This is a genomic window from Desulfofundulus thermobenzoicus, from assembly GCF_009428905.1.
Taxonomy (GTDB): Bacteria; Bacillota; Desulfotomaculia; order Desulfotomaculales; family Desulfovirgulaceae; genus Desulfofundulus_A; species Desulfofundulus_A thermobenzoicus.
This window is the reverse complement of sequence record NZ_WHYR01000053.1, coordinates 21,050-27,881: the sequence shown is the minus strand read 5'-3', so window position 1 is coordinate 27,881 and position 6,832 is coordinate 21,050. Positions and strand designations below refer to the sequence as shown.

Here is a 6,832-nt window from a genome sequence, read left to right as displayed (position 1 = left end):
ATGATCAGATGGGTGGGGGAGAAGGCTTCTATTTGCTCCAGGGTTACCTGATCGTTGCGGAAAACCCGCACCTTTTCCCCCAGTTCCTGCAGGTACTGCACCAGGTTATACACAAAGGAATCGTAATTGTCGATCATGACGATCATGGTTAAAACCCGCCTTAACCGAAAAAACAAAAAACCAGCCCCTCGCTGGTTCTCACCCCAAAATCTCCGAGTCGTCTCGTCTCAACTATGGCTCATCTTCGCTCTTCTAAAACTCGCCTTTCAGTTGTCAGGTTTAGATTAGCATAAACCCGGCTGCAGTGTCAAGGCCCTTGCCGGTCCTGCGGTGGCTGTGATATGATGGAAAGGGTGCAGGTGGGGGCCATGACTGGAGCTCAGAAAGAAATAGCTGCAGCCCTCGATGAGGAGGGTTCCCGCCGGTGGGACAGCAGTTCCTTCTGGGTAACCGGGTACAGGCCGTGTTAAGGGATATCTATAAGAAATGGTTATTCAGGAGGTTTATAAATTGCGCGCACTGGTAGTTCAAAATATAGACATCGAGGGACCCGGCCTTTTGCAGCCGACCATGGAGGAGGCGGGCTGGGAACTGGACATCCGGGTAATGGATCAACCGGGGGCGGTTTTGCCCGGCACCCTGGAAGGCTATGAGGCCCTGTTGATCCTGGGCGGGCCCATGAATGTTTATGAGGAGGAATCTTACCCTTACCTGAAGCAGGTTGATCAACTGATTAAAGAGGCTGTCCGGCAGGACATGCCCGCCCTGGGCATCTGCCTGGGCGGCCAGCTCATGGCCAAAGCCCTGGGTGCTCCCGTCACCCGCAATCCGGTGCAGGAGATCGGCTGGTACAGGCTCCGCCTTACCCCCGCCGGCCAGAAGTCCCCTTTATTTGCCGGACTGCCCGGGGAGTTTCCCGTTTTCCAGTGGCATGGCGATACCTTTGCCCTGCCGGCAGGAGCCACCCGCCTGGCTACCGGTGATGACTGCACCAATCAGGCCTTTTCTTGCGGCCGGGGCATCTTTGCCCTGCAGTTTCATCTGGAGGTCACTCCGGAAATCATCAGAACCTGGGCGCAGGCATATGGTGATGAACTGGCGGAATTTGGCGGTGCGGGTGCGGCGGAACGATTGGTGGAGCAGACCGCAGCCCTGTGGGATGAATACCGGCAGGTGGCCGGAAAGTTTTTAAGCAACTGGATTGATATTCTAAAAGGCAGGCGGTAAAAAACTTTGATAAGCTAACATAAAAAACGACGAAATGCCGGGGTTTGGGCAGACCATTTCAGAGGGTCATGTTACCGGTTTAATTTCATGCGTGATTGGTGACAATAAATATCATAGAGGTCAAACAGGAAAATATTGCCCTGGCGGCGAATGATCAGGGCAATATTTTATTTCCCGGGGGGAATCAATTATGGATGTGCGTATCGGTTCAACCCTGCTGCGTTTGATGGTCGGTGATATAACCAAACAGGATACGGAAGCCATAGTCAATGCGGCCAACTCCAGCTTGATGGGCGGCGGCGGGGTGGATGGAGCCATCCACCGGGCCGGTGGACCCCGGATCCTGGAGGAATGCAAAAAGATCGTGGCCCAAATAGGCAGCTTGCCCACAGGGCGGGCGGTAATGACTACAGGCGGCAATTTAAAAGCCCGGTTTGTAATCCATACCGTGGGCCCCGTATGGTCCGGAGGCGGCCGGGGGGAGGACGAATTGCTTAGAAATGCTTATTATAACAGCCTTTCCCTGGCCGGGGATAAGGGAATCCGTTCCATTTCCTTCCCTTCCATCAGCACCGGCGCCTACCGTTTTCCCCTGGAACGGGCGGCAGCTATAGCCCTGACCACTGTGCGGGACTTTGTGCAGGAACACGATTTCTTTGAAGAAATACGTTTTGTTCTCTTCCGGGAGGACGACTACCGGGTTTACCGGCAGGCCTGGGAAAAAATTTCAGGTGAAGACGGTTAAAGGCAACTGCCAGCAGGTTGCTCTGATGGAATGAATCAGGAAACGGGTGGCGGTCGTCCCTGGGTGGCCGCCACCCGGCTGGTTTAATAGATAGTAATAAACTATTGAGTGTTTATTGAACTATTTGGTCTTGTCAGTCGGATTGTTCCGGCCGTCAGATAAGGGTTACCGGAGAGCTATTTATCCATTTACTTGGCCGTTCCGGTTGCCGGTGTCCGGACATTTGCTTCCGGTTTGCGGCCGGAGAACAACTGGAACCACACCCGGACGGAATCGGCGATGATCAGGATGACCATAATCAGCATGATCGCTGAAATGGCTGCCAGCAGGTAGTTGTGCTTCGGCAGGTAGTTGATAACAATATTTTGATATCCGGCTGTGATGGTCGTAACCGCCAGGAAAACCATGGGTACGAAAGTGGTCCAGGCATAGCGGGCCTTGCCCATCCTGATCAGCATGGTGGTGCCGATGGCCAGGGCCATGCTGCCCAGCAACTGGTTGTTCACACCAAACAGCGGCCAGATGGTGGAAATGGTGCCGCCGTACAGCAGGTATCCCCAGGCCAGGGTGAAAATACCGCTGGTCAGGATGATGCCGGGCCACCAGTTGTGGTCCTTTAAGGGTTTGTAGAACACGCCGCCGATCTCCTGCATCAGGTAGCGCCCCACCCGGGTGCCGGCGTCAATCAGGGTCAGGATGAACAGGGCCTCGAACATGATGGCAAAGTGGTACCAGTAGCCCATCAGATGCCGTAAGCCGCCAATTTTGGAGAAGATGTCGGCCATGCCCACGGCCAGGGACACGGCACCACCGGGGCGGCCGGCCAGGTTTTCCGACACCAGCTGGGAGAGTACCGGAAGGTCCTGCACCTGCATGCCCAGCTTGGCGAAGACTTCCGGCGGGCTGTTGATGGCGAAGTAGTCGGCGGCCGGCAGCACGGTGGCTGCAATCAGGGCCATCAGGGCCACAAAACCTTCCGTCAACATGGCGCCGTAACCGATGGGCAGGATGTCCGCCTCATTGCGTACCATTTTCGGTGTGGTGCCGCTGGAAACCAGGGCATGGAATCCGGACAACGCACCGCAGGCAATGGTGATGAACATAAAGGGCCATACCTTGCCGGGGATTACCGGTCCTCCACCGGCCACAAACTGGGTCACCGCAGGCATTTGCAGCACCGGGTTGACCACGATTACGCCCACGGCCAGGAGCAGCATGGTGCCGATTTTCATATAGGTGCTCAGGTAGTCCCTGGGCACCAGCAGCAGCCAGACCGGCAGTACCGCGGCCAGGAAGCCGTAGGCCGCAATCATCACGGAAAGTTGTTGCCTGTTAAAGGTGAGCAGCGGAGCCAGGGCCGAATGTTGGACGGCCGGTCCCAGCACCACACCAAGAATAATCAGGGTGACGCCGATAACAGTGGCCTCAGCAATGCGCCCGGGCCGCAGCCATTTGAGGTAGGCCCCGATAAATAGAGCGATGGGGATGGTTGCGCCCACGGTAAAAGTACCCCAGGGGCTCTGGAACAGGGCGTTGACCACGGATACGCTGGCGCCGGCCAGCACAATGATCAGCAGGAACAGAATGGCCACGGAAGCCAGCCAGTAGGAAAAGTTACCCACTTCCCGGCGGGCTATTTCCGCCAGGGATTGTCCGTCATGCCGTACTGAGGCAAAGAGGATCACCATGTCGTGGACGGCACCGGCCACCACGGCGCCGATGAGGATCCACAGGGTGCCGGGCAGGTAGCCGAACTGGGCGGCCAGAACCGGACCGATTAAGGGGCCGGCGCCGGCAATGGCGGCAAAGTGATGGCCGAAAACCAGCCAGCGGTTGGTGGGCACATAGTCCCGGCCGTCATTATGGGCTTCCGCAGGGGTGCGGCGCTTTGGATCCAGGGCCAGGACTTTCGCTGCCAGAAAAGCGCCGTAAAAACGGTAGGCCAGGATAAATACCAGTGCGGCAGTAATCACCAGGGTTAGACCGCGCATTTTTTTCCCTCCCTGTTTTGAATATTTAGAACCGGCCGGTCTATTTAAAGTATAAAACCGGCCGGTCAAGCCGTTAACAAAAGATTAACCAACGGAACAAAAGGGGGGGTCACCAGAAATATAGGCCGATCAACAGAAAAGGCATAAAGGGGGAAAAATAACATGGCAAGAAAAGAGCTTTCCAGAGTTTAAAAGGGACAGGATAGCCGATTTTGCCGGCGAAGAAGAAGAGCGCGGGTTTTGGGACAGCATTCCCAGCATTCCCATTGTATCGATTATCCCGGCTGTTTTGATAATCAGAACAGGCCATGCCCGTACCGGCGATGTTCAATTGGCCCTTGCTTCCGGTTTTTGACGGCAGATTTCCGGGCTGCATTCCAGCCCCAGCGCTGACTTCAACTCCTTCACCTGGTTTTTGCTCACCGGGACTTGCGTCCGTTTGGGGTCGTTCATCACCAGCCAGTAGGTGCCCTTGAACCAGGGTAGCACCCCCTCCACCCGGTTCAGATTGACCAGAAAGCTCTTGTGCACCCGTAGGAAGCCCTCACCATTTAAACGCCCTTCCAGTTCGGTCATACTGCCGGTGTAGGTGTAACTGCCGCTGCCGGTGAAAACCTGAACACCCCCGTCTTTGGCCCGGCCGAAGATCACATCCTGGTAATCCAGCAGTTTAATTTCCCCATTCTTTTCCACCGGCAGTTTCCTCACCCGGGGCTTTCTGGCTTCCAGGAGCCCGGCCACCCGTTCCACCGCCTGTGCCCAGTCACCGGAATGTCTTTTCAGATTTTCAATCCGCTCTATGGTTTTAGCCAGCCGCTCGTCTTCGAAGGGCTTTAAGAGGTAATCCACCGCTCCCAGTTCAAAGGCTTTTACGGCATATTCGTTATAGGCGGTGGCAAAGACCACCAGGGGCGGGTGGGGGAAATTGATCATTTGCCGGGCGGCATCAAAGCCGGACATTCCCCGCATTTCAATGTCCAGAAACACCACATCGGGATGCTGCCTGGCCACCAGTTCCAGTGCTCCCCGGGCATCCTCGGCCTCGCCAATAACCTGGCATTCCTTATGGGCTGAAAGCAGGTATTTCAGTTCATCCCGGGCCAGGGGTTCGTCATCAACCACAACTGCTGTAAAGGGCATTTTCCTTCACCTCCTGGGAATGCGCTTCCCTGGGAAAACGCAGGGTTACGGTGGTCCCCTCGCCGGGAATGCTCTTTAGATCCACCGCATATGCCGGTCCATAAAGGTTCTTCAGCCGTTCATTTACCAGGGACAGGCCCAGGCCGTGCCCCCGCCCGTATCCGGGAATAAAGATTTTATCCTGCTCGGTGGGGGAAATACCCACCCCGTTATCCTTGATGGTCACCACCACTTCTGCCGGGCTGTTGCTGGCGATAATCTCCACGCAGCCGCCCTGCAGCCTGGGTTGCAGGCCGTGTTTGACGGCGTTCTCCACCAACGGCTGCAGGGTAAAGGCCGGGACCGGGCAGCTCAAGGTGGCCGGATCGATCTGCCGGACCACTGCCAGCTTGTCGCCGAAGCGGGCCCCCTCAATGGCCAGGTAGGCCTCCACATGGGCCAGTTCTTCGGCCAGGGGGATGGGGTGGTCATCCTTACGCAGGCTGTACCGGAAGAAGCTGGCCAGTTTTAAGAGCAGTTCCCGGGCCTTTTCCGGTCTGGTGCGTACCAGGGAGACAATGGTGTTCAAGGCGTTGAACAGGAAGTGGGGATGCACCTGGGCCTGCAGCGCCTTCAGTTCCGCCTGGGCACGCAGCCGGGCCTGGGATTCCACTTCGGCCAGCTCCAGCTGGGTGGAGAACAGGTGGGCCAGCCCCCGGGCCAGTTCCAGGTCCACCGGGGTGATGCTGTTCTCCCGGTCATGATAAAGCTTTAAAGTGCCTATGGTTACCTCCCGCCTTTTCAATGGCACCACCACTGCCGAAGCCAGGCGGCAGTTCTTTTCCCGGCAGCCGATTTCATCCCTGGTCCGGGCCAGCTGGACCTCTCCGGTGTCCAGCGCCTTTAAAGTGGCGCTGGTCAATATGGGAGTCCCGGGGTGATGATGGTCGTCCCCCCGGCCCACATGGGCCAGGATCTCCTGCCCGTTGGTGATGGCCACGGCGGCCAGCTTGACGGAATTATAAATAATTCGGGCCGTTTGTGCGGCCGACTCCCGGTTCAATCCGTGTCGTAAATAGGGCAGGGTTTGGGTGGCAATGCGCAGCGCCTGCTGCGCCTGGCAGGCGGCGATGCGTTCCCGCTGCTCGGCAGCGGTTTTGACAATGACCATAAAAATGGCCACGCCGGTGGAATTAACTATAATCATGGGCAGGCCGATGATCTGCACCAGTGCCCAGGCCTCGCCGAAGGGACGGGCGGTGGCCAGAATAATGGCCATCTGCAATGTTTCTCCCGCCAGACCGGCCAGTAAAGCTACATGCCACGGAATGGGGCCGCGGCGGTAGTAGTGCTGCACCAGCCCGCCCAGGGCTCCTTCGGCCACGGCAGCCAGGGCGCAGGAAAAGGCGGTGAAACCACCCAGCAGGTAGCGGTGTACACCGGCGATCAGGCCCGCTCCGGCCCCCACCAGGGGACCGCCCAGCAAACCGGCCACCATCACCCCCACCACCCGGGAGTTGGCCAGGGCGCCGTGGATGGGCACGGCGGCATAAGTACCCACTATACCCATACCGCCCAGGGCCAGGGTTAAAAGCAGCTTGTCCCGGGGGGTGAGCTGCCGGGATAAAATACGCCCCAGGGCGGGCATGCGGGAAAGAATAAAGGCCGCTGTGGCCACCATGCTCAATCTGTACGCCAGGGTCAGGGCTAAAGACCAGGTCACTGCAGTCACCCTTTCTAACTGTTTAAT

The 6,832-nt window shown here is 57.4% G+C and carries 8 protein-coding genes; 3 read left to right on the top strand and 5 right to left on the bottom strand.

The window, feature by feature from the left end; genetic code table 11:
- The coding region (locus GFC01_RS15110; RefSeq protein WP_423244404.1) for a glutamine amidotransferase-related protein at positions 1–137 on the bottom strand (137 nt) is incomplete at its 3' end.
- Positions 138–341: 204 nt separating this feature from the next.
- On the opposite strand from GFC01_RS15110, the gene GFC01_RS19825 reads away from it, so the two are divergent.
- The 3 genes from GFC01_RS19825 to GFC01_RS15100 all read left to right on the top strand — a co-directional run bounded on the left by GFC01_RS19825 (position 342) and on the right by GFC01_RS15100 (position 1,972).
- Positions 342–470, top strand: coding sequence for a hypothetical protein (locus GFC01_RS19825; RefSeq protein ID WP_279233494.1), 129 nt, complete (start codon positions 342–344; stop codon positions 468–470).
- A 40-nt stretch (positions 471–510) separates the two neighbouring features.
- Positions 511–1,227, top strand: coding sequence for a type 1 glutamine amidotransferase (locus GFC01_RS15105; protein WP_152947998.1), 717 nt, complete (start codon positions 511–513; stop codon positions 1,225–1,227).
- 190 nt (positions 1,228–1,417) lie between these two features.
- Positions 1,418–1,972, top strand: coding sequence for an O-acetyl-ADP-ribose deacetylase (locus GFC01_RS15100; protein WP_152947997.1), 555 nt, complete (start codon positions 1,418–1,420; stop codon positions 1,970–1,972).
- Between the two features lie 188 nt (positions 1,973–2,160).
- On the opposite strand, the gene GFC01_RS15095 is transcribed toward GFC01_RS15100, so the two are convergent.
- The 4 genes from GFC01_RS15095 to GFC01_RS15080 all read right to left on the bottom strand — a co-directional run bounded on the left by GFC01_RS15095 (position 2,161) and on the right by GFC01_RS15080 (position 6,805).
- Positions 2,161–3,963, bottom strand: coding sequence for a carbon starvation CstA family protein (locus GFC01_RS15095; protein WP_152947996.1), 1,803 nt, complete (start codon positions 3,961–3,963; stop codon positions 2,161–2,163).
- A 109-nt stretch (positions 3,964–4,072) separates the two neighbouring features.
- The gene (locus tag GFC01_RS15090; RefSeq protein WP_152947995.1) at positions 4,073–4,294 is read right to left on the bottom strand and encodes a hypothetical protein; all 222 of its coding nucleotides are present in this window, start codon (positions 4,292–4,294) and stop codon (positions 4,073–4,075) included.
- Positions 4,291–5,103, bottom strand: coding sequence for a LytR/AlgR family response regulator transcription factor (locus tag GFC01_RS15085; RefSeq protein WP_152947994.1), 813 nt, complete (start codon positions 5,101–5,103; stop codon positions 4,291–4,293). Before GFC01_RS15085 ends, GFC01_RS15090 begins: the two co-directional genes overlap by 4 nt.
- Positions 5,078–6,805 (bottom strand): LytS/YhcK type 5TM receptor domain-containing protein, encoded by a 1,728-nt coding sequence (locus GFC01_RS15080; RefSeq protein ID WP_341474027.1) that lies wholly within the window; start codon positions 6,803–6,805, stop codon positions 5,078–5,080. The genes GFC01_RS15085 and GFC01_RS15080 overlap by 26 nt, the downstream gene beginning before the upstream one ends.
- Positions 6,806–6,832: the final 27 nt, after the last annotated feature.

Bases quoted from the DNA above. Each gene is read 5' to 3' on its own strand.
- GFC01_RS19825 (WP_279233494.1), top strand. From the start codon at position 342: ATGATGGAAAGGGTGCAGGTGGGGGCCATGACTGGAGCTCAGAAAGAA.
- GFC01_RS15100 (WP_152947997.1), top strand. From the start codon at position 1,418: ATGGATGTGCGTATCGGTTCAACCCTGCTGCGTTTGATGGTCGGTGAT.
- GFC01_RS15095 (WP_152947996.1), bottom strand. From the start codon at position 3,963: ATGCGCGGTCTAACCCTGGTGATTACTGCCGCACTGGTATTTATCCTG.
- GFC01_RS15085 (WP_152947994.1), bottom strand. From the start codon at position 5,103: ATGCCCTTTACAGCAGTTGTGGTTGATGACGAACCCCTGGCCCGGGAT.